Source organism: Achromobacter mucicolens, assembly GCF_902859725.1.
In the GTDB taxonomy this organism is placed as follows: Bacteria; Pseudomonadota; Gammaproteobacteria; order Burkholderiales; family Burkholderiaceae_B; genus Achromobacter; species Achromobacter mucicolens.
Map to the genome: position 1 here is coordinate 1 of NZ_CADIJP010000019.1, position 19,927 is coordinate 19,927.

19 protein-coding genes are annotated in these 19,927 nt (G+C 67.6%); 17 read left to right on the top strand and 2 right to left on the bottom strand.

Annotated elements, in window-relative coordinates; genetic code table 11:
- Together HV786_RS21450 and HV786_RS21455 are read right to left on the bottom strand one after the other, a co-directional pair.
- The coding region (locus HV786_RS21450; RefSeq protein ID WP_175211781.1) for a collagen-like triple helix repeat-containing protein at positions 1-1,356 on the bottom strand (1,356 nt) is incomplete at its 3' end.
- 348 nt (positions 1,357-1,704) lie between these two features.
- On the bottom strand, positions 1,705-3,432 hold the full coding sequence (locus tag HV786_RS21455) for a ShlB/FhaC/HecB family hemolysin secretion/activation protein (protein ID WP_128827500.1): 1,728 nt from the start codon (positions 3,430-3,432) through the stop codon (positions 1,705-1,707).
- A gap of 481 nt (positions 3,433-3,913) precedes the next feature.
- Between HV786_RS21455 and HV786_RS21460 the strand changes: the two genes are divergently transcribed.
- From HV786_RS21460 to HV786_RS21540, 17 genes are all read left to right on the top strand, one after another.
- Complete coding sequence (locus HV786_RS21460) at positions 3,914-4,744, top strand: MHYT domain-containing protein (RefSeq protein WP_128827499.1); 831 nt, start codon at positions 3,914-3,916, stop codon at positions 4,742-4,744.
- 120 nt (positions 4,745-4,864) lie between these two features.
- Positions 4,865-5,077, top strand: coding sequence for a Flp family type IVb pilin (locus HV786_RS21465; protein WP_128827498.1), 213 nt, complete (start codon positions 4,865-4,867; stop codon positions 5,075-5,077).
- 149 nt (positions 5,078-5,226) lie between these two features.
- Positions 5,227-5,733 (top strand): prepilin peptidase, encoded by a 507-nt coding sequence (locus HV786_RS21470; protein WP_128827497.1) that lies wholly within the window; start codon positions 5,227-5,229, stop codon positions 5,731-5,733.
- The gene (locus tag HV786_RS21475) at positions 5,679-6,140 is read left to right on the top strand and encodes a TadE/TadG family type IV pilus assembly protein (RefSeq protein ID WP_175211783.1); all 462 of its coding nucleotides are present in this window, start codon (positions 5,679-5,681) and stop codon (positions 6,138-6,140) included. The genes HV786_RS21470 and HV786_RS21475 overlap by 55 nt, the downstream gene beginning before the upstream one ends.
- 1 nt (position 6,141) lies before the next feature.
- The gene (locus HV786_RS21480) at positions 6,142-6,633 is read left to right on the top strand and encodes a TadE/TadG family type IV pilus assembly protein (RefSeq protein ID WP_175211784.1); all 492 of its coding nucleotides are present in this window, start codon (positions 6,142-6,144) and stop codon (positions 6,631-6,633) included.
- On the top strand, positions 6,630-7,604 hold the full coding sequence (cpaB, locus tag HV786_RS21485) for a Flp pilus assembly protein CpaB (protein WP_175211786.1): 975 nt from the start codon (positions 6,630-6,632) through the stop codon (positions 7,602-7,604). The genes HV786_RS21480 and cpaB overlap by 4 nt, the downstream gene beginning before the upstream one ends.
- Positions 7,605-7,669: 65 nt before the next feature.
- Positions 7,670-9,031 (top strand): type II and III secretion system protein family protein, encoded by a 1,362-nt coding sequence (locus HV786_RS21490; protein WP_128828835.1) that lies wholly within the window; start codon positions 7,670-7,672, stop codon positions 9,029-9,031.
- On the top strand, positions 9,028-10,344 hold the full coding sequence (locus HV786_RS21495) for a pilus assembly protein CpaE (protein WP_175211788.1): 1,317 nt from the start codon (positions 9,028-9,030) through the stop codon (positions 10,342-10,344). Before HV786_RS21490 ends, HV786_RS21495 begins: the two co-directional genes overlap by 4 nt.
- Positions 10,345-10,380: 36 nt before the next feature.
- On the top strand, positions 10,381-11,739 hold the full coding sequence (locus tag HV786_RS21500) for a TadA family conjugal transfer-associated ATPase (protein ID WP_128828648.1): 1,359 nt from the start codon (positions 10,381-10,383) through the stop codon (positions 11,737-11,739).
- A complete protein-coding gene (locus HV786_RS21505) occupies positions 11,739-12,662 on the top strand; it encodes a type II secretion system F family protein (protein ID WP_175211797.1) in 924 nt (307 codons plus the stop codon). The genes HV786_RS21500 and HV786_RS21505 overlap by 1 nt, the downstream gene beginning before the upstream one ends.
- 13 nt (positions 12,663-12,675) lie before the next feature.
- On the top strand, positions 12,676-13,665 hold the full coding sequence (locus HV786_RS21510; protein WP_175211799.1) for a type II secretion system F family protein: 990 nt from the start codon (positions 12,676-12,678) through the stop codon (positions 13,663-13,665).
- The gene (locus HV786_RS21515; RefSeq protein ID WP_175211801.1) at positions 13,665-14,528 is read left to right on the top strand and encodes a tetratricopeptide repeat protein; all 864 of its coding nucleotides are present in this window, start codon (positions 13,665-13,667) and stop codon (positions 14,526-14,528) included. Before HV786_RS21510 ends, HV786_RS21515 begins: the two co-directional genes overlap by 1 nt.
- 22 nt (positions 14,529-14,550) lie before the next feature.
- On the top strand, positions 14,551-15,006 hold the full coding sequence (locus HV786_RS21520; protein ID WP_175211803.1) for a DUF3613 domain-containing protein: 456 nt from the start codon (positions 14,551-14,553) through the stop codon (positions 15,004-15,006).
- Between the two features lie 102 nt (positions 15,007-15,108).
- Positions 15,109-17,151 carry a TadG family pilus assembly protein gene (locus HV786_RS21525; RefSeq protein ID WP_175211805.1) on the top strand — a complete coding sequence of 681 codons (2,043 nt, stop codon included), beginning with the start codon at positions 15,109-15,111 and terminating at the stop codon, positions 17,149-17,151.
- A gap of 49 nt (positions 17,152-17,200) precedes the next feature.
- On the top strand, positions 17,201-18,589 hold the full coding sequence (locus HV786_RS21530) for a sigma 54-interacting transcriptional regulator (protein ID WP_128828541.1): 1,389 nt from the start codon (positions 17,201-17,203) through the stop codon (positions 18,587-18,589).
- Positions 18,590-18,706: 117 nt separating this feature from the next.
- The gene (locus tag HV786_RS21535) at positions 18,707-19,411 is read left to right on the top strand and encodes a DUF2968 domain-containing protein (RefSeq protein ID WP_175211807.1); all 705 of its coding nucleotides are present in this window, start codon (positions 18,707-18,709) and stop codon (positions 19,409-19,411) included.
- Between the two features lie 46 nt (positions 19,412-19,457).
- Positions 19,458-19,916 (top strand): DUF1178 family protein, encoded by a 459-nt coding sequence (locus HV786_RS21540; protein ID WP_056323766.1) that lies wholly within the window; start codon positions 19,458-19,460, stop codon positions 19,914-19,916.
- Positions 19,917-19,927 lie beyond the last annotated feature (11 nt).

A 19,927-nucleotide genomic window follows, 5' to 3' on the forward strand; every position in this document is an offset into this window, starting at 1 on the left:
GAGCAATCCGCCGCCGGCCGGTCCGCCTGCCGCGCCGCCCACGGCGCCCGTCACGCCACCCAAGAGGCCCGTCACGGGCGCCAGCAGGCCGCCCGCGCCGTTTCCGCCCGTCACGCCGCCGGTCACGCCGCCCAGACCCAGGCCGCCGGTCAGCGAGGCCACCGCACCCGTTGCGTTGGCCAGCGTCGAGCCGAGCGGATTGGCGTTGCCCGGCGTGGCGTGGACCAGGCCACCCGCGCTGGCGACCGCGCCGCCCAGGCCTTGCAGCACGCCATTCAGGCCCGGCGTGCCGCCGGGCAGCGAGCCGCCCAGGTTGGTAACCGTGCCGCCCAGGCTGGTCAACAGGTTGGCCACCGGCGCACCCAGCTTGGTCGTGTCGCCCACCTGCTGCGTCAGGCCGACGACGTTGCCAGCCAGCGGGCTGGCGGTGGGATCGAGCGCGCCGCCCAGACCAGCCAGCGTCGGCTGCAGGCCCAGCGGCAGCACGTTGTCCACGGTCTTTCCGGCATTGCCGAGCGCCGGCTCAAGCAGCGGCGTCGTGGGGCCGCTCAGCGCACCGCCAGTCACGCCGGCCAGCACCTGCGTGATCGGCTGCAGCAGGCCGCCGTCGCCGGACAGCGGGCCGGTCAGGGCACCGACGGCGCCCGTGGCATTGCCGAGCACCGTGGTCAGGGGATTGGGGTTGTTGGCATCGGCGTTCAGCAGACCGCCCGTGCTGGCGACCGTCTTGCCCAGGCCATCAACCAGACCGCCCACGCCTGCGCTCAGCCCTGCCGGCAAGCCCGCGTCCTTGACGCCGCCGCCCAGGTCGCTGACCAGTCCGCCCACCTGCCTGACGACGCCGTCGGCGGGTTCTCCCAAGCCGGTTGTGGCGCCGACCTGCTGGGTCAGGCCAACCACGGTGTCCGCCACCGGCTTGATCGTCGGATCCAGCACCTTGCCCACCTCGCCCAGCGTCGAGTCCAGATTGAGGGGCAGGGTGTTGTCGACGGCCGCGCCGGTGTTGCCAAGCGTCGTTTCCAGCAGGCCGCTCACGCGCGGCGGATTGGTGCCGGGATCGGTGCCGCCGCCAGGGTTGGTGCCGCCTCCGGGGTTGGTGCCGCCGCCCGGGTTGGTGCCGCCTCCGGGGTTGGTGCCACCACCGGGGTTGGTGCCGCCACCGCCGGGGTTCACGCCGGGATCAAGGCCCCCGCCGCCGCCGGGATTTGTCGGGATGTCGGTGCCTGGAAGACCGGCGGTCTTCTTCCCGCCGCCGCCACCGCCGCCGCAGGCGGTCAAGGCGCTGATCAGCGCGGTGGCCATGACGGTGGCGGTCAGGACGTGTTGCAGGCGGCGCATGTCGGAATGGATCTGCATGACGAACTCCTTTGGCTGGAAGAATCGGGTGGTGAAACAACCCGGTACGTGTCTTCATGCACAATCCATGCCAAGATTTTTCAAACTCGCTGCAAACCGGCATATTCCGCAATTTCAACGGATCCGAAATGCCCTATTTATCAGGGTATCCGCCCGATTTCAGGGGTTTTCCCCAGGCGCCGGAAAACCGTCATTTTGAGATGTTGCCGAGCCCGCGAATGTTACGGAAAGCCGCCCATCGGCCGTAACGTTACGGTCCGCGTTACGTAACGTCCGTGACCGCAGCCCATGAAAAACGCCCGTCTGGACGGGCGTTTTTATACTGGCGATAGTGCGCTTCGGCATTCGCTAGAGCGCGTCCCAGAATACCGAGTAATTGGCGTTGAAACGGACGTTGCGGTCATTGTTGATGGTGGCCGATCCCACCGGCTTGGCTACGTTGAAATCGAATAGATAGTGCTTGTCGTCGGTAAACCGCAGGCCCAGGGCAAGGGACGACAGGTGACGATCATTCAGGGATTGCAGATCCTTGTTGTTGTACCAGGTGCGTGCAAAGTCGACCAAGGCGTAGGGCTGCACGCTGGATAGGTAGGTCCATCCCACGCCGAAGCGGCGATTGATTTCCGCCGATACGCCCACACCCTTGTCGCCGCTTTGCTCGCCCTGCGGATAACCCATGGCAAAGCGCCAGCTTCCAAACGAGATTTGTTCTGAAGCGGGCAGGATATTGCTGGAATACTGCGCCGCGCCCGAGAAGACCAGTCCGAACTGGTTGGGAAGCGCGAAGGTTTGCTTGGCATTCAGGTTGTAGCGGCTGAAATCCAGCTCCAGCATCGGCGTGGCGGAGTAACCGTAGTTGGTCGAAATATCCTTTTTGGCCCCTGCTGCGTCAAACCCTTTGGCAGCGCCCAGCGTGACATCCGTGGCCTGGGTTTCTGAAACCTGGATATAGCGCACTTCGGCCATGGCCGCGCGCACCTGCGCATCCTGCTGCAACCAGCGGTCGGTTTCGCGGGCGTCATACCGGTCCTTGGAGTTTGCCGCGTATACACCCAATGTTCCGGTCAGCGAACGCCTGTTATTCAACAGAAACGGATAGCTCACCCCAACGCCGATGCGGTCGTTCTTTACGCGGCGTTCAAAACCCAGCAGCTCGATCGCATCGTCCTGAGGCCGCGCATCGTAGTGATAGCCATCGATCTTTACTGCGAAACCGTTGGCGCCGACCGGCACGCGGATTTCACCGGAGATGTACTTCACGTCATCGGTATTGAAGGGCACCGCCGCGATCAGTTTCACCTGCTCGCCCAGTGGCGTCAGGCTGTTGGTGGTGACGTTCACCACCGGCTGCATGCCGGTGCCCAGATCGGCCACGTCGCCGCTCAGGCTTACGGGCTGGCGGGTGGCGGTCAGCATCAGGTCGGTGGCGCCGTCGGCCCGCCGGGGCAAATCCAGGCTGGGCGTGAACCGCACGCCGGGCACGGTGCGCATCAGATTCAGCTGGCGCTCCAGCGTGGCCTGGCTGAGCGGCCGTTCGGCCAGCAGGGGCGAGGCAAGCGTCTCAAGCCGGGCCTGCGCGTTGCCGATGTCGCCGTCGATCCGCACATTGGCGATATAGCCCTCGACCACCGTCACCACCACCAGTCCATTGGCAAACGTCTGGTTCTGCACCAGCGCAAAAGACAGGGGAAAGCCTTTGTCGCGGTAGAGCTGCGTGATCTTGTCGACCTGGGCGACCAGTTCTCCCAGGCTGATTTCCTTGCCCGCCAGCGGGGCCAGCACCTCGGACACCTCCTCGAACGGGATGGCGCGTACGCCGCTCACGTCGAAATTGCGCGGCACGATCCGTTGTGCCAGCCTGGCCTGCAAGGCCAGTTGCTCGGGCGTGGCGGTCTGGACGACGGGCGGGGGTTGCCTTGCCGACGGCGGGCGTTCCACTCGCGGCAGGGCGTCCACCGGGTTGCCGCGCAGCGGGCCTTCAGCCCGAGCCGTCGAACCGGCCGCCAACAGGCAAATCAAGGCCAGAGACAGCGGCCCTGCCTGGAACGTCACTCGCGTGCCTGTCTTGTCTGTCATTTCTGCCTGCTCATGTGAAAGACGAGCCGATAAGGATCGCGTATCGAGTGGAAAATGGTTACCGCGTCAGCAAAGAATGGTTGCGTTTCGGGGGCGTTTATATGGTGCCAGTATTCGCGTCAGAATGACAATTCATTTCAAAACCCCTTTGCGGGTGGTCTGGTAATGCGTTGTCGATGAATCATTATGGCGTCCCCATTAACTTATTCAGTAAAAGATAGGCGAGATTCGACCGTTTTGAATAAGATTGCACCGAGTTTTGGAGTATCCGTTACATCTCGCGTGTCGCAAGTTTGCGAAATTCAGTGAAAACCCTGATGCGTATGATTTGGCAATATATAAACTGAATCCCAAGTATCAAAAATACTCAAAATGTGTGGACCCGCCGGGAGATGCGCATGGCTGGGCTTTACTGCAGGACGCACCGCAAATATCGGCCGGCTGCGCCACGGCGCGGCCGGTTGCCACACGAGGAGCCTTCATGAGCCCGGGCGAGATCGTTCCGCTCTCATTCGATGGCGGGCTGGTGGCGCTGTCGTTTCTGATCGCGGCCCTGGGGTCCTATGTGGCCCTGTTGGCGGCCGCGGGCATTCGCGCCGAGACTCAGGACGGCGAAATCCGCGGGGGCTATATCGTCATCGGCGCGGTGGCAATGGGCGGAGTGGGTATCTGGGGCATGCACTTCATCGGCATGCTGGCGCAGAACCTGCCCTTTGAGGTCGGCTACCAGATCGGGCTGACGATACTCAGCTTTCTCGTGGCGGCGGGGTTTTCAGGGTGGGCATTCTGGTATGTCGGCCGGGAGCGTTTCTCTTTCACCCGGTGTCTGATCGGCGGTTGCGCGGCGGGATTCGGCGTGGCGTCCATGCATTATGTCGGGATGAGCGCCGCGCGCATGCCCGCGGTACTGCTCTGGAATCTGCCACTAGTGGTCTTATCGGTGCTGATTGCCGTGGTGGCGGCGACCGCCGCGCTGTGGCTTGCATTTAATACGCAGAATGAACGCCAGCGTATTGGCGCGGCCATTTTGATGGCCGTCGCGGTGTGCGGCATGCACTACACGGGCGCGGCGGCTGGCGCGGTCATCTGCACCGCGAAGAACGATGCCGGCGGCCGGTATATCGGGGGCGCCATGCTGCCGTATATCGCATTCGCACTGTCGATCGTCACCTTGCTGCTCATGCGCTGGCATTTGCAGCGTGCTTCCCAACGTTTTCGCGCGCGGATGGCGCAGCGTATCGACTCGATCATTGAATCGGCGCCTGTCGAGGCGCCGGGCAGGTCCCCCGGCGCTTCGGCTGGGCCGGGTTAGCGGGACCCTGGATGCGCGGCGCGTAGAAGGGTGCGGCGCGCGGGTTGTTCCAGGCTTTCAAGGGCGTGCTCTGGTCTTCAGGAGCGGCCCGGTCATCAATCGATGCCCATGGAGCTTGATATGAAAACAATGCTTGCGCAGTTCTGGAATGACGAAGACGGCATTACGGCCCTGGAGTACGGGCTGATCGCGGGGATGGTGGCGGTCGCGCTCATTGTCGCGGTGGGCGCCTTTACCGGATCCCTGAAAGGCATGTTCGAGGACCTTGGCACCAAGCTGGACAACGCCAAGGCCGGTACGGGCACCACGCCGCCGGCTGGCGGCACCAGCTGAGCGGCAAGCGGATCCGCGCCGCGGTGGCACACGCCACCGCAGCGCGTCCGCCATCCCGCCTGATGCTTGATTGAAAGGGGCCGCACCGGCTGCGGCGCGTCTGTCGTCCGATCCGTTCTTCAGAAGGTCTGGCCTTGTACCCAGGGGTGATGCTGTGGTGGCTGTTGTTTACATGCTGGATTCTGGCGCTGATCCACGCCGATCTGCGCCATCGCCGCGTCCCGAACCGGCTGATCGTCATGGGGTTCGCGGCGCAACTGCTATGGCTGCTGGCCGCCGCGCTGGTACCGGGGTGGGCTTATCCGCCGCGCTGGACCGGCTGGTTGCCGACGCTGGCGGGCTTTATGTCGGCGCCGCTTTTCCTGCCGCTTTGGCGCTGGCGCCTGATGGGGGCCGGCGACATCAAGGCCATCGCCGTGCTCGGGCTGCTGCTGGGTTTCGCGCCGCTGATGGTGACGCTGGTGCTGGCCAGCGTGCTGGCCGGGCTGCACAGCCTGGTGGTCGTGGGGGTTTCCGGGGTGTGGGCGTTGGGCCAACGGGCGCGCCAGATTCCCTACGCCGCATATCTGGGGCTGGGGGCTTTCAGCGCGGCACTTATTCCGTGGAATTCGCCCTGGTATTCGTGGTGTTCTTCCTGGTGTTCTACGGGATCCTGACGTATTCCCTGGTGGTTGCCGCACAGCATTCCGTGACGCTCGCCGCGCAGGACGGCGCGCGCAAGATCCTTCAATGGCAGCCGGGCACCGCATCGCTGGCGGCGCGGGCCGAAGCCGGGCGCGATTCGGCGCTATCCCAGGCAGCATGGATCAGCGCCATGTCCGCGGGGCCGGTGCGGGTCGCCGTTTGCGGCCGCGACGGCGCGTTGACCAGCGCGGCTGGCGGCGCCTGCAGCGGCTTGCCGCTGGCGCAGGATCAGGTCGAAGTCAACGTGTCCTATGCCTATGGCGCGCATCCGCTCCTTCCGGTGGTGCCGTTTCTGAACACGGCGCTGATGCCGGCCTCCAGCGTGCTGAGTGCGCGCGCGACGGTGCATCTGGGCGATGCCCTGGGCGCAGGAGGCTGACATGCGCCCGTTGCCACGACTTTCCAACCGCCCGCCGGCGCGTCGCCGCCAGCGGGGCATCGCGGCGCTGGAATTTTCCTTGACGCTTACGGCGCTGCTGCTCTTCATCTGCGGCGTGGTCGGGTTCGGCGCGCTGTTCTGGATGCAGCAGCAGTTGGCCGGCGCAGCCGCCGATGGCGCGCGCGCCGCCGTCCATGCGCGCTTCAGCGGCGAGTCCGACGTGCCGGCCGAGGCGTGCCTGGCCGCGATGCGAACCTTTTCCGCCGGCTCGGCGGTGCTATGCAGCGCCTCGCGCGCGCCGTGCGCCTGGCCGGGGGCGGGGGGCGGACAGGCCGACTGCGCGACCGTCGCCATGACCTACAACACCCAGACCTGGCCGCTGCTTGAAACCGTGCGCGGGCTGGTCACGGCCTTGCCGGGCGCAAATCGCGACTGGCTACCCAGCAGGCTGCATTCGCAGGCCGTCGTGCAGATAGCGCAGGAGACGCCATGAGCAGTGTGAGCAGGATCGTCGCGGGGCTGTTGCTGGTGGCGGGCGTGGCGCTTGCCTTCGTGGCCTGGCGGCTCGCTTCGGCGCCTCCCCGCCCGGCAGTCAGCGTGGCGCCACCCGCGCCGGTGGCGCCGCCGGCCGAGCCCGTCAAGCTCTATCCCGTCGTGGTGGCCCGCGAGGCGATCGCGGCTGGTTCGCGCATCGACAGCGTCCGCATGCTGACGGTGGTGCAGTGGCAGGCCGCGTTGTCCGGCGGCTTCACCGACCCCGCCCCGCTTGAAGGCGCGGTGACGAAGGTCGACATTGCCGTGGGCGATCCGATCGTGCCCAGCCTGCTGACGCAGGGCCTGGCGCGCCAGCTCAAGGCGGGCGAGCGCGCCGTTGCCATCGCGGTGGACGAGGTCATCGGCGGCGGCAACCGCATCGTCCCGGGCGACATGGTGGACGTCTTCTTCATGATCGACAAAAGCGCCGAGGTGGCGGTGGGTCAGGCGCGTCTCTTGCAGTCGCAGGTGCGCGTGCTGGCCTACGGCAAGGCCTCGGTGGAAGGGCCGGACGAAAAGCCGGCGCTGCAGCAGGGCGGCCCCGGCCAGCCGGCGCGCACCGCGGTGCTGGCGGTGCCGGTGGATCGCGTGAACGAGCTATTGCTGGCCAGCCGCGCGGGCCGCTTGCAGCTGGCGCTGCGGCCGGTGGGTGACGAGGGCATGCCGGACGCAACGTTGTTCGCACCGCGCGGCACGGTGTTGCCGGCGCGTGCCGATCTGACGCCCGCGCAGCGCGAGTCGCTGCGCGCGGGCCCGAACCGCGCCTTTGCCGGCGAGAGCCTGGTGCAGCTGGACGGCACGACCGCGGCCGCCTTGGCGCCTGCCGCGCGCGAGCCCGCAGCGCGGGGTTCGGTGCGTCCGCAAGGTTCCGGCGGGGGCCGGACAGTGGAAATCATTCGAGGAGACAAATCCGAGCGCGTGCGCTACTGAACGGGGCCGCGGGCGCACCAGGCGCTGCCCGCGGCGGGACGAATTCCATCATCGGGTCCTGCACTATGAAGAAACTTCAGCGCACCACCATGATCTGCCTTCTGTCGGCCGCCGCGGCGTTGACGAATGACGGCATTAGCCTGGCACAGACCGCGGCGCCCGCGACGGGCGCGACCGCACCGGTCAGTGAGATTTCCATGGCGGTCAGAGAGCAGCAGACCGTCATGCTCGAGCGTGGCGCGCCCACGCGCATTGCCATCGGCGACCCCGACGTCGCGGAGGTGAAGGTGCTGCCCGCCGCGGCCAATCGCGCGGGCGCCGTGCTGCTTTACGGCAAGAAGCCCGGCACCACGCGGCTGCAGGTCTGGACGGCCGGCAATACCGCGCCGCAAATCTGGAACGTGCGCGTGGGCGGCAGCGTGCAAGGCGCGCTGGCAAGCCGCGGCCTGGGCGGCGGCGCCAACGTGGACATCGCGGACGGCCACGCCGTCGTGTCCGGTCACGCGGAATCGCCATTGGGGCAGATCGCGTCTTCCACCATCGCGGCCTCTGCCGTGGGCGGCGACAAGAACGTGGTGGACCTGTCCACCGCCGGCGCCGGCGGGGTGGTGCAGGTGGAAGTGAAGGTGGTGGAAGTGTCGCGTTCGGTGATGAAGGCGGCCGGCATCAACTTCGCGGCCACCAGCGGTCCCTGGAGCGTGGCCAGCTCCACCGTGCCCCCCAGCCTGGGCGGCGCGCTGGCATCCGGATTTTCGCTGTTCTACGACTCGAACAATTTCGCGGCCCGCCTGCGCCTGCTGCAGACCAACGGCATGGCGCGTGTGCTGGCCGAACCCACGCTGGTCGCGTTGACGGGCCAGAGCGCCAGCTTCCTGGCGGGTGGCGAGCTGCCGATTCCGCAGGCGGGCGGGCTGGGCACCGTCAACGTGACCTTCAAGCCCTTCGGCATTGGCCTGACCGTCACCCCGACCGTGCTGTCGCGTGACCGGATATCGCTGAAGGTGGCGCCCGAGGCCAGCGAGCTGGACTACAGCAACGGCATCGCCATCAACACCAGCGCGGACACCAGCACCATCATTCCGGCGCTGCGCACCCGGCGCGCCGACACGATGGTCGAGCTGGGCGATGGCGAAAGCTTCGTGATCAGCGGCCTGGTGTCGCGCCAGACCAAGGCCATGGTCAACAAGGTGCCCATGCTGGGCGACCTGCCGATCATCGGCGCCTTCTTTCGCAGCGTCGACTATTCCCAGGAGGACACCGAGCTGGTCATCGTCGTGACGCCGCGCCTGGTGCGGCCGATCGCGCGCGGCGTGGCGTTGCCGTTGCCGGGTGCCCGGCAGGAGCAGACGGATACGGCGTTCAACGCCTGGGGCTATTACCTGACCGGTTCCGCGAGCGGTCAGCAGATGCCGGGATTTTCACGGTGACCAATATGAAGACACATGTCAGTGAAGGAGTGGGCCTGCAAAACGGCACGCGGTTTCTGTTTTGTTCCCAGGGCAGTACGATTGCCGCGCAATTGGGACAGGCGTTGGGCGACCTGGGCGTGCTGACCCAGGAGTCGCCGCGCATCGAGGAACTGGCGCGGCGTCTGACCGACCTTGCGCCGCAGGTGGTGTTCCTGGATTTTTCCCTGAGCGACGACGAACCCGGCAAGCTGTTCAAGTCCGCCGAGCTGGCGCGTCTTCTGGCACGCATCGCACCGACGCTGCCGCGCGTGGCGGTGGGGTACGTCAGTCAGCCCGAAGGGGCGATCGCGGCCCTGCGCGCGGGCGCCAGCGATTTCGTCGATCCGTCGGTGGCGCCGCAGGAGGTCCGGGACGTGGTGCGGCGCGTGCTGGACCGCCCATCGATGGGCCGCATGGACGGCACACGCCGCAGCGTCGTCCTGCTGGGCGCGCGTCCCGGCGTGGGCACCAGCACGCTGGCCGTGCACCTGTCGGGCATGCTGCAGGACCGCCTGAAGGCCGCGTACAACCAGCGCGCGGCCAAGGCGTCCCGGCCGCCGGGCGAGCCGCTGCCGTTGTCCAGCCGCGTCGCGCTCATGGACCTGGGCTGGCCCGTCGGCGATTGCCAGCTCTACCTGAACATCGGCGGCGACTTCGATTTTGCCGAGGCGGCGCGCAACCTGCGCCGTCTCGATTCCACGTTGCTCGGATCGGCCATGGCGCATGCGCCCAATGGCCTGAGCGTGCTGTCGCTGCCGCGCGATCTCGCGCAGATGCGCGAGGTGTCGCAGTCGGATTCGCTGCTGGTGTTTGAACGCATGCGCCAGCATTTCTCGGTGGTCGTGGCCGACGCCGGCGGATTCACCAACCCGGAGTTCGTGTCGGGTCTGGCGCGCGCCTCGCAACTGAACTGGATCGTGACCGACCAGAGCGTGGGCGCGCTGGTGTCGCTGGCCGGGCTGCTGCAGGAACTTGAGCAGTTGCACGTGGACCGGGCCAGCCTTGGTCTGATCGTGAACCGCTATGACGAGCGCTACGGCATGACGGCCAGGCAGATCGCCGAACGCTTCAACCTGGAACTGGTGGGCACGCTGCCAGACCGCACGCTGCCGCTGATGGTATGCACCAACCGCGGCCATCTGCTGCACGAAGAGGCCGAGCGCGATGTCTACGTGCGCGCGGTGCAGACATTGGCCGAGCGGCTGTGCGCCGAGGAAGCCGCGCCCGGCGGGCACGCCAGCTGGCTGGCCACCTGGCTGCCGGGCGTGCACCGGCGCATGGTGATCGGCTGACGGGCAAACAGACGCACGGTGACGGGATCCGAGACGATGATGACAGCGACGATAGAGTTCGGCGGCGACGGCGACAAAGGCTTTTCGGCGTCGGACCGCTACCAGGAAGTGAAGACGGCGGCCTACGAGCACCTGCTGTCCCGCATCGAAGAGCTGGGCGCGGAGTTCGGCCGGTGGACGCGGTCGGCGATCCAGGAGTTCGTGGACATCGAGGTCGCGAGCTTCGTGCGCCTGCGCCGGGTGGCGATCAACGAAAGCGAGATGCGCGCCATCGCCGAGGCCTTGACCAAGGAACTGGCTGGCCTGGGCCCGCTGGAGGACCTGCTGGCGGATCCGGCGGTGGAAGACATCCTCATCAACGGCTATGACAACGTGTTTGTGTCGCGCCGCGGCGTGCTGGCGCGCGAGGCGCTGCGCTTTACCGACAACCAGCATGTGCTGCGCATCGTGCGCCGCATCCTGGCCCCGATCGGCCGGCGGCTGGATGAGTCCAGCCCGATGGTGGATGCGCGCCTGCCCGACGGCGGCCGCCTGAACGTGGTGATCGAGCCGCTGGCGGTGGACGGGCCGATGGTGTCGATCCGCAAGTTCCGGCAGGATCCGCTCAAGCCCGCGGACCTGCTGACGCTGGGCACGTTCGACGACGCGATCTACCGGCTGCTGAACGAGGCGGTCAAGCACCGCTGCAACATCCTGGTGTCCGGCGGCACCAGCTCCGGTAAGACATCGCTCTTGAACGCGCTGGCGTTTTTCATCCCGGAGTCGGAACGCGTGGTGACCGTGGAGGACACCGCGGAACTGTCGCTCAACCATCCGCATGTGGTGCGGCTGGAATCGCGCCAGGGCGGCTTTGACGGCAGCGGCGCGGTCACGATCCGCGAACTGATCCGCAACAGCCTGCGGATGCGGCCGGACCGGGTGGTGGTGGGCGAGGTGCGCGGCGCCGAGGTCATGGACATGCTGCAGGCGATGAACACCGGCCACGAAGGCTCGATGGCGACCATCCACGCGAATTCGCCGCGCGAATGCCTGTACCGCATCGAGATGCTGGCCGGGTTTGCGGGGTTCCAGGGCAGCGAGGACAGCCTGCGCCGCCAGATCGCAAGCGCGCTGGACTTCATCGTGCAGATCGGCCGGCTGTCCAACGGCAAGCGCCGCGTGCTGTCGGTGACCGAGGTCACGGGCATGGGCGACAACGTGATTTCCACCCAGGAGCTTTATCGCCACGATGCCTTCGCGACGCCCGATGGCGAGGAACGGGATCGCTGGAACTGGCTGGGCATCCACCCGCATACGCCCAAACTTGCGAAGCTGCGCAGCGAGGCGCAGGCCCAGGACAGCGGGCCGGACGACCGCGATGGCGCGGGCGGCGGGTTCTGGAGCAGGAGGCGCTGATGCAAGACGTTTTCGCGCTTGCCAGCCTGGCTGCGCTGCTGGCTGCCGGCGCGGTGCTGCTGTGGCGCCACGCTGACCGCAGCGCCCGCCGCGCGGCCAGCTCCGCCTTCCTGGAGAGCCAACTGGCGCGGGGTCGCGAAGCGGCTTCCGGCGACGCGCCATTTGCCGAAAACGCGCGCGAGTTCCGCAGCGGCCACGCCGGCTGGGACCGTCTGCTGCGCCTGGCCGGCCTACGGCAAAGCGCCGGCCTGTATCTGCGCATCGCGCTGCCCATTGCGGCAGGGGCGGCGCTGGCGTGGATGCTGCTGGGAACGCTGTCGGGCGCGGTGACGCTCGTGCTGCTGACCGTGTTCGCCTACTTCCTGCTGTGGCTGCGGGCCGACAAGCGCCAGCGCCGGATGATCTCGCAGCTGCCTGCCTTCCTGGACAACATCGTGCGCCTGCTGACCATCGGCAACAGCATCGCCGCCGCCTTCCGGACCGCGGCCGCGGCCACCGACGAGCCCCTGCGCGAAGTGGTGGAAACGGCCGCCAGCCTGAGCAGCTCCAAGGAACTGGACGCGGCGCTGGCGCATGTGTCGCGCCTCTATGGATTGAAGGAGCTGTACATGGTCGCGGCGGTCGTATCGCTGGCGATGCGCTTTGGCGGCCGCAGCGACCAGGTGCTGGAACGCATGGCCGCCTTCATGCGCGACGTGGCGCAGGCGCGCAATGAACTGAGCGCCAGTTCGGCCGAGGTGCGGCTGTCGGCCTGGATCCTGGCGCTGCTGCCCGTCGGCGTTGCCGGGTTCATCATCGTGGCCAACAACAACCTGTTCATGGGCCTGTGGGAAGACCCGCAGGGCTTCAAGATGCTGCTGACGGCGGTCTGCCTGCAGATCGGCGGCTGCTATTGGCTGTATCGCATGGCCAAGGCCATCTGAGGGGAGGCGCGGCATGGACATCCTGCAATCCTGGAACGCTTCCACCGTGCTGGCGATGGCGCTGATGCTGGTGGCGGTCGGGCTGGTGGTGCTGGGCCTGGGCATGGCGCGGCGCCTGCGCAGCCAGGACCGCAGCCGCCAGGTGGTGGATCAGGCGCTGGCAGCGCGAGCGGGCGGGGCGCCTGACGCGCCGCGTGAAGACGGGCAGGGCAGACTGGCCGCGGCGGCGCGGATGGCCGATACCGTTGGCAAACGGCTCGCCGAGGGCCGGCTTGCGGATGCGCTGCTGGCCGCCGAGGACCGCAAGCTGGTCGACATGGCCGGTTATGTGCGGCCCGCCACGGCGCGTTCGCGCTTCGTCCTGATCCGGATCGGGCTGGCGCTGCTGCTGCCCGCCGCAGTGATCCTGCTGGACCTGCACAAGCAGTTGCCGGCGATGCCGCTGCGTGCCGTTGTGGCGGCGTTTGTGGCGTTCGCGTTGGGCTACATGCTGCCCAAATGGGTCGTGCAACGGCGTCTTGCGCGCCGCCGCCGGCAGGCGGCCGACGAGCTGCCGTTGCTGATCGATCTGCTGCGTCTCTTGCAAGGCGTGGGGTTGTCCATCGACCAGAGCCTGCAGGTGCTGGTCAAGGAATTCGGCCAGGTGTTGCCGGTGCTGTCGTCGGAACTGCGCCTGGCCTCGGAGCTGTACGTGCGCGGCCGCACGCGCGAGCAGTCGCTGGCCAGGATGGCCACGGGCTTCGACAACGACGACCTGTCCGCGATCTGCCGTCTCATCGCGCAGGTGGACCAGCACGGGGGCGCGGTGCAGGAGCCCCTGAACCGGTTCGGCGAACGGCTGCGGGACAAGCGGCGCCTGGAGCTGAAAGAAAAGGTGGGCAAGACCACGGTCAAGATGACCGGCGTCATGATCGTGACGCTGCTTCCCGCCCTGTTGATCGTGACGGGCGGTGCGGGATTTATCGCGGTGTTGCGCGGCTTGTCGCGCATGGGAGGGATGTGATGGACGGCGGAACGAATAACGGGTCGCGCGCGGCGCGTTGCGGGCTTGCTGCCTCGGTGCTGGTCATCGGTGCGGGCTTGAGCGGATGCCAGACCAACAAGACCGAATCGGCTTGGCAACTGATCCAGCAACAGCAGCAGGAACAGGCGCTGATGCGGCAGAAGGAGGACGAGGCCGAGAACCGCAGCCGGCCCAAGGAGCCGGAGATGATGTTGTCGCTGATCGTCGAAGCGCAACGCCAGGAGCGCTACTTCGCCTCGCTTGCGTACATCGACGGTTTTGAGCAGAAGTTCGGCAAGGACCCGCGCGTGGCGGTCCTGCGCGCAGAGGCGCTGCGCCAGACGGGCCAGGCGGCGTTGAGCGAGCAGGCCTACCGGGCGCTGACCGCCACCGACCAGGCGGCCGAAGGCTGGCATGGACTGGGCCTGATCGCCGGTTCGCGCGGGCAATTCGATCAGGCCGCCGACTACCTGGCGCGGGCGGCCCGGCTGTCGCCGATGGACGCGCGGATCCTGGGCGACCTGGGCTACGCGCGCCTGCGCGCGGGCGATCCGGCGGGCGCGCGCGTGCCGCTGGGCCAGGCGGCCGAGCTGACGCCGGAGAGCGGCAAGGTGCTGGCGAACCTGGCGGTGCTGCTGCTGGTGGAGGGCGATGCGCTGCGCGCGCAGCAGGTGATGGACCGCGCGCAACTGGGCGAGGACGCGCGCGGGCAGGTGCTGCGTCTGGCCGCGCAGATCCGCGGCCAGCTCGCGCCGGTCGCGGCCCAGGCGTCGGCAGCCCGGGTGCACGGGGGCGAGCAGGCCGTCCTGCCGATGATGAGCCCGCTGATGGAAGGTCTGGGCAATGGTCCCATCGTGCGTTAACCGCTGGTCAAGGAGCTTCGTCATGACGCGTCCGATTCCCCTCGCCGTTTTCGTTCTGGCCAGCGCCTGCGCGGCGCTGGCGCCGTTCGCCGCACACGCGCAAGCGAATGCCCCGCTGACGGGCAGCATGTCGGCCGCGCCGGCTTCAGCGTCGGCAGCCCTGGCGTCGACGGCCACGATGCCGGACCGGCCGGTGGTGCAGCAGGTGCAGACGCCGTTGCCGCCCGCAGTAACGCCATCGACGGCATCGTCCGCGTCGGCGCCAACAGCGGAGTCATCCGCCCCGGCCCGGCAGGAGGCCTTCGGCGACGTGACGCGTGGTCTGCTGGCGGCGCAGGCGGACGGCCGGCGCGCGGGCAATGCCTTGCCCATCCTGGGGCCGGTCTCCACGGCGGCGTGGAACCGTTATCTGGAAAGTTTCAAGCAGCCCATTCCCGTGTGGTTCGACCGCAACGTGGAAATTCCCAACGTTCAATAGGAATGGCCCGCGGTTTGTTCCCGCCGCAGGCCAAGACGGAGTCGCAAGCGCATGTCAGCCGGCCATCCTCGTCCTTGCCCGCCGCCGCGGCAACGCGGCAGCATGACCGTGGCCGTCGTGTTCGCGGTGCTGGTGGCGGCGGTGTTGCTGGGCGTGCTGCAGCTGGGCTATGGCGCCTACATGAAGCGCGAGATGCAGAAGGCGGCGGATCTGGCGGCGCTGTCCGCGGTGCAGGTCCTGAACCTGGGCGCCAGCGCCGATTGCACCCGGGCGGCTGCCGCGGGCCGCGCCTCCGCGCTGGCCAATCTGCCGAACATCCTGGACACCTTCACGGCAGCGGACCTCACGGTGACATGCCAGGTGTGGGATCCGGCGCGATCGGACGCCACCGGCATGCATGTGTTCGAGGCGGCGGGCGGGCAGGCCTACAACGCGGTGCGCGTCACCGTGCGCAGACAGCTGGCCAACCTGGTACCCGGCGTGGGCGGCGTCACGGCGTCGGCGCAGGCGGTGGCAACGCGCACGCCGCCCGTGGCGGCCTTCACGGTGGGTTCCCGGCTGCTGCGTCTGGAACGCGGCGGCCTGCTGTCGCAACTGCTGGCCACCGCCGGCGCGTCGCCGTCGCAGCTGGACGTGCTGGACGCGGCGGGGCTGGCCAACGTGGCCATCACGCCCGCCGGCCTGCTGGAGGCATTGGGCCTGCCGCTGTCGGCCGCAACCGGCGTGGGCACACCCGAACAGCTCGCCGCGCTCAATTCGCTGACGCTGGGCCAGTTGCTGAACGCGACGCTCAGCGTCATCGACAAGCAGGGCACGGCCAGCGCCGACGTCGCGCTGCTGCGCAACGCCATCAATACGGTCCTCGCCCTGATGCCGCTGAACTTGCCCGTGAAACTGCTTGGCGACGGCGGCGTGCTCGATTTGCATGTCGCGGGCGGCGACGCCGGCGCGGCATTGCAAGCCGAGGTCAACGCGCGCAACCTTCTCGAAACCGCGCTGGTCATCGCCAATGGCAGCAATCTCATCAACCTGGGATTGAGCGTGCCGCTGCTTGGGCTGGACGCGCGCGTGCGCATCGTGGAGCCGCCCTCCCTGGCCGTGGGCGGCGTGGGCACCCAGGCGGTGAGCGCCGGGCTGCGCGTGTATCTGCGCGTCAATACCAGCAATATCCCGCTGGTCGGGCCGTTGCTGGCAAGCACCCTGAACACCCGGGTGGACCTGCCCATCATCATCGGCGTGGCGCAGTCCACCGGCACGCTGCGCCAGCTGTGCGAGGCGCCGCTCAAGGAAAACCAGGCGGTGATCGATGTGACGTCGGCCGCGGCCAGCGTATGCCTGGGGCGCTTTCCCGGCATGACGTCCGCCACGGATACCAGCGCCGCGAATTTCCAGTCGCTCACGAATCGCTGCGAGCCCAGCGCTTTCGGGGCCATTGGCCGCCATCAGGTCCTGAACGTGCTGGGCATCCTGCCGCTGACCGCGCGGGTGACGCTGCCGGTGTTCGGGTCGTCCGCGCCGGTGCCGGTCACGCTGACCGCGCCGCCGTCGCCCGACGCCACTGCCACGGTCAACGCCACCAGCGTGGACCTGTCCAAGCTGGCCGCCAACCTCTCTGACGCGCTCATCGGCGGCATTTTGGGCGACCTTTTCAACACCGGCACGCCGCTCACCGACACGCAGCGCAAGGACCTGGCGACCCAGCTGGTGGGCGGAGACAAGAACAACGCGGGCAAGACGATTTCCAAAGTCGTCAACGACATGCAGTGGTCCAAGACCGCAATGGACCAGTTGGGCGCGCGCCTCACGACAGGCGGCCTGACCGGCGTGTTGGGCGGCACGCTGCAACTGGTGGGCGGCATCCTGAACTCGTTGCTGCTGGCCCCCTTGAGCGACGTGACGTGCGCCTTGGCGCTGACGCCCGACGCGATCCGGCAGTGCCGGGTCAATGCGGTCGGCACGCTCGCCCTGAACGGCAGCGGACAGGTCGGCGGTGTGCTGTCGGTGGTCATGGTGCTGCTGGACCCGCTGCTCGGTTCGCTGTCGAGCGTGTTGCAGCAACTGCTCGGCGTGCTGGGCCTGAGCGTGGGCCAGACCGACGTTTCCCTGATCTCCGTGGATTGCGGCAAGCCCCGCCTGGTGTACTGATGACGACGCGCCTGACTTCCATTCCCCTCTTTCCCGCATGGGCCAAGCGATGAGCGAGAATTTCGCGCACGAAGCGTTCGACGTGTACGTCTGGGAGGGCGCTTCCGACATCGCCAGCCGGGCCGAGCGCTGCCTGGCCGGCATGGACGTGTCGCTGGTGCGCGCCGACGCGGGCACGGCGTTTCCGCCGCCGCGCGACGTGACCCGGCGCGCGGTGGCGCTGGTGTCCGTATCGGTGATGGGCGACAAGCGCTTCAGCGGCTATGACTGGCTGGCGGCGCAAGGAATGCCGGTCATCTGGGTGGCCGCGGAAGCGCGCGGACGCGATCCGCGCTTCTACCCGCCGGAATATTCGTACACGCTGCCGTTGACCTTCACCAGCGCGGATCTGCGCAAGCTGCTGGTCGAACTGCTGGGCACGCTGAATCGGCTGGACCGCACCGCGCCCCGTCGCGAGCAGCCGCTGGTGGCCGTGTCTGCGGCCATGCAGGAGCTGCTGGCCGAAGCGCAGATCTATGCGGACTGCCGCAGCAACGTGTTGGTTCACGGCGAAACCGGCGTGGGCAAGGAACGCATCGCGCGCCTGCTGCATGATGAGGCCGCCTGGCGCGACGGTCCCTTCGTGGCGGTCAATTGCGGGGCGATCCCCGAAGGCCTTTTCGAAGCGCATTTCTTCGGCCACGCCAAGGGTGCGTTCACCGGCGCGATCGGCGCGCACAAGGGCTATTTCGAGCAGGCCCAGGGCGGCACGCTGTTTCTGGACGAGATCGGCGATCTGCCGCTGTATCAGCAGGTCAAGCTGTTGCGCGTGCTGGAGCAGAACACGGTGACGCGGCTGGGCGCGACGGCCGAGGTGCCGGTGGACTTCCGGCTGGTCGCGGCCACCAACAAGGATTTGCGGGTGCTGGTGGGGCAGGGCGAATTCCGTGCAGACCTGTATTACCGGCTGGCGGTCATCGAGCTGCGCATTCCCAATCTTGAACAGCGCGGTCCGCACGAGAAGGCCGCCATCTTTCGCGCCTTGCTGCTGAACCAGGGCGTAAAGGACGAGCCGCCGTCCTGGCTGCTGGAACGCGTTGCGCGCACGCGCTTCGAGGGCAATGTGCGCGAACTTTCGAATGTGGCCGAGCGCGTTGCCATCGTGCGGCGCCAGTTTCAGGCGTGGGATCCGACGCGGATCGAGCGCATCTTCGATCAGCTGGACGAGCCGCTGCGGCCAGGCGGCGCCCCGGCCCGGGCCGAATCCGCCGCATTCACCGACGCCGAGCGCGCCGAGCGCGAACGCGTGCTGGCGGCACTGGATGCCAACGGATGGCGGCGCCAGGACACCGCCCACACGTTGGGCATCAGCCGCAAGGTGCTTTGGGAAAAAATGCGCAAGCTTCAGCTGGGCGGCGCCCAAGGCGAATCCGCCGAAGGCGTCGCCGGGACGGTATGAACACCGCAATTGGGAATGGCCCGCACCGGGCCACAGTTCTTGTGCGGAAAACGCGGCTACTGCGCTGCGCTCAGAAATAAATTGATATAGTGCCGCAACCGTTTTTTTGGGGGAAACATGAACGTCCAAGTTATCCGAGGCGCCGCCCGCATGGTGTTGTTGGGCACGGCCCTGTCGGGGCTGGCCGCGTGCGCCAGCGCCCAGCCGCAAGCGCCCCGTCCCACGGTGAAGCAGGTCGAGGACACGCAGGCGCCCGCCACGCCGGTGACTCCCCCCGCGCCGCCGCAGGCTGCGCGCCCGGCCTCCACGCTGTCCGAGCTGCAGGCATTGATCCAGAGCCGCCAGGTGTCGGAACTGCGCACCGCCTATAACGGCACCTACGGCGCCAGCCTGCTGTTCAAGCCGGATGACCTGACCTATTACGTGGCCCTGTTCCAGCAGAAGGATTTCTGGCGGGTGGTCAAGACCAAATCGGACAAGCAGGCCGAGGCGACGTACCGCACCTTCGTCGCCCAGTCGGCCGAGCTGGCCGAGGTGGACATCAAGCGCATCAAGATGAAGGCCGAGAATGCGCACGCCGAGAAGCTGCTGGCCAGCCGCAGCGCCGAGCTGAGCGCCCTGCAGGCAGACCGCACGGCGCGCCTGCAGCAGGAAGAGCAGGTCGCCGCCCGCCAGGCGCAATCGCGCGAGCAAGCCGCGGCGCTCGCGGGGCAGCAGAAGGACGTGCGTCAGCAATTGCGCGACTTGCAACGCCAGATCGACGCCTTGCAGGCACAGCAGGCGCTGGTGAGCAATACGCCAGCGCAAAACCGGGGCAAGTAAATGCTGCGCGCCTTGTACTCTGGGCGCGGCACCCCATATAGACGCCATGGCACTGAAAGTTTTTGACCTCGAGTGCGACCACAGCCACATTTTTGAAGGCTGGTTCGGTTCGCACGAAGACTACGATGCGCAGCAGGCGCGCGGCCTAGTCACGTGTCCGGTCTGCGGGTCGGCCACCATCACCAAGCGCCTGTCCGCGCCCCGCCTGAACGTCGCGCACCTGCATGCGCCTGCCGCTCAGCCCCTGGTGCCGCCCGGCGCGTCCGACGCCGAAAAGATGGCCGCCTTGCAGGCCGCCGTCATGCGTCAGGTGCGGGCGCTGGTTCGCAGCACCGAAAACGTCGGCCCGCGCTTTGCCGAAGAAGCGCGCCGCATCCACGAAGGCGATGCCGACGACCGCCCGATCCGCGGCACCGCCACCGTTGAAGAGCGCGAAGCCCTGGCCGAAGACGGCATTGAAGTCATGGCCGTGCCCGACTTCCTTGACGACGAACGGCTGCAGTAATAAAAAAAGCC

Coding starts and splice junctions, on each gene's coding strand:
- HV786_RS21455 (WP_128827500.1), bottom strand. CDS start 3,432: ATGACAGACAAGACAGGCACGCGAGTGACGTTCCAGGCAGGGCCGCTG.
- HV786_RS21460 (WP_128827499.1), top strand. CDS start 3,914: ATGAGCCCGGGCGAGATCGTTCCGCTCTCATTCGATGGCGGGCTGGTG.
- HV786_RS21465 (WP_128827498.1), top strand. CDS start 4,865: ATGAAAACAATGCTTGCGCAGTTCTGGAATGACGAAGACGGCATTACG.
- HV786_RS21470 (WP_128827497.1), top strand. CDS start 5,227: ATGCTGTGGTGGCTGTTGTTTACATGCTGGATTCTGGCGCTGATCCAC.
- HV786_RS21480 (WP_175211784.1), top strand. CDS start 6,142: ATGCGCCCGTTGCCACGACTTTCCAACCGCCCGCCGGCGCGTCGCCGC.
- cpaB (WP_175211786.1), top strand. CDS start 6,630: ATGAGCAGTGTGAGCAGGATCGTCGCGGGGCTGTTGCTGGTGGCGGGC.
- HV786_RS21490 (WP_128828835.1), top strand. CDS start 7,670: ATGAAGAAACTTCAGCGCACCACCATGATCTGCCTTCTGTCGGCCGCC.
- HV786_RS21500 (WP_128828648.1), top strand. CDS start 10,381: ATGATGACAGCGACGATAGAGTTCGGCGGCGACGGCGACAAAGGCTTT.
- HV786_RS21505 (WP_175211797.1), top strand. CDS start 11,739: ATGCAAGACGTTTTCGCGCTTGCCAGCCTGGCTGCGCTGCTGGCTGCC.
- HV786_RS21510 (WP_175211799.1), top strand. CDS start 12,676: ATGGACATCCTGCAATCCTGGAACGCTTCCACCGTGCTGGCGATGGCG.
- HV786_RS21515 (WP_175211801.1), top strand. CDS start 13,665: ATGGACGGCGGAACGAATAACGGGTCGCGCGCGGCGCGTTGCGGGCTT.
- HV786_RS21520 (WP_175211803.1), top strand. CDS start 14,551: ATGACGCGTCCGATTCCCCTCGCCGTTTTCGTTCTGGCCAGCGCCTGC.
- HV786_RS21525 (WP_175211805.1), top strand. CDS start 15,109: ATGACCGTGGCCGTCGTGTTCGCGGTGCTGGTGGCGGCGGTGTTGCTG.
- HV786_RS21530 (WP_128828541.1), top strand. CDS start 17,201: ATGAGCGAGAATTTCGCGCACGAAGCGTTCGACGTGTACGTCTGGGAG.
- HV786_RS21535 (WP_175211807.1), top strand. CDS start 18,707: ATGAACGTCCAAGTTATCCGAGGCGCCGCCCGCATGGTGTTGTTGGGC.
- HV786_RS21540 (WP_056323766.1), top strand. CDS start 19,458: ATGGCACTGAAAGTTTTTGACCTCGAGTGCGACCACAGCCACATTTTT.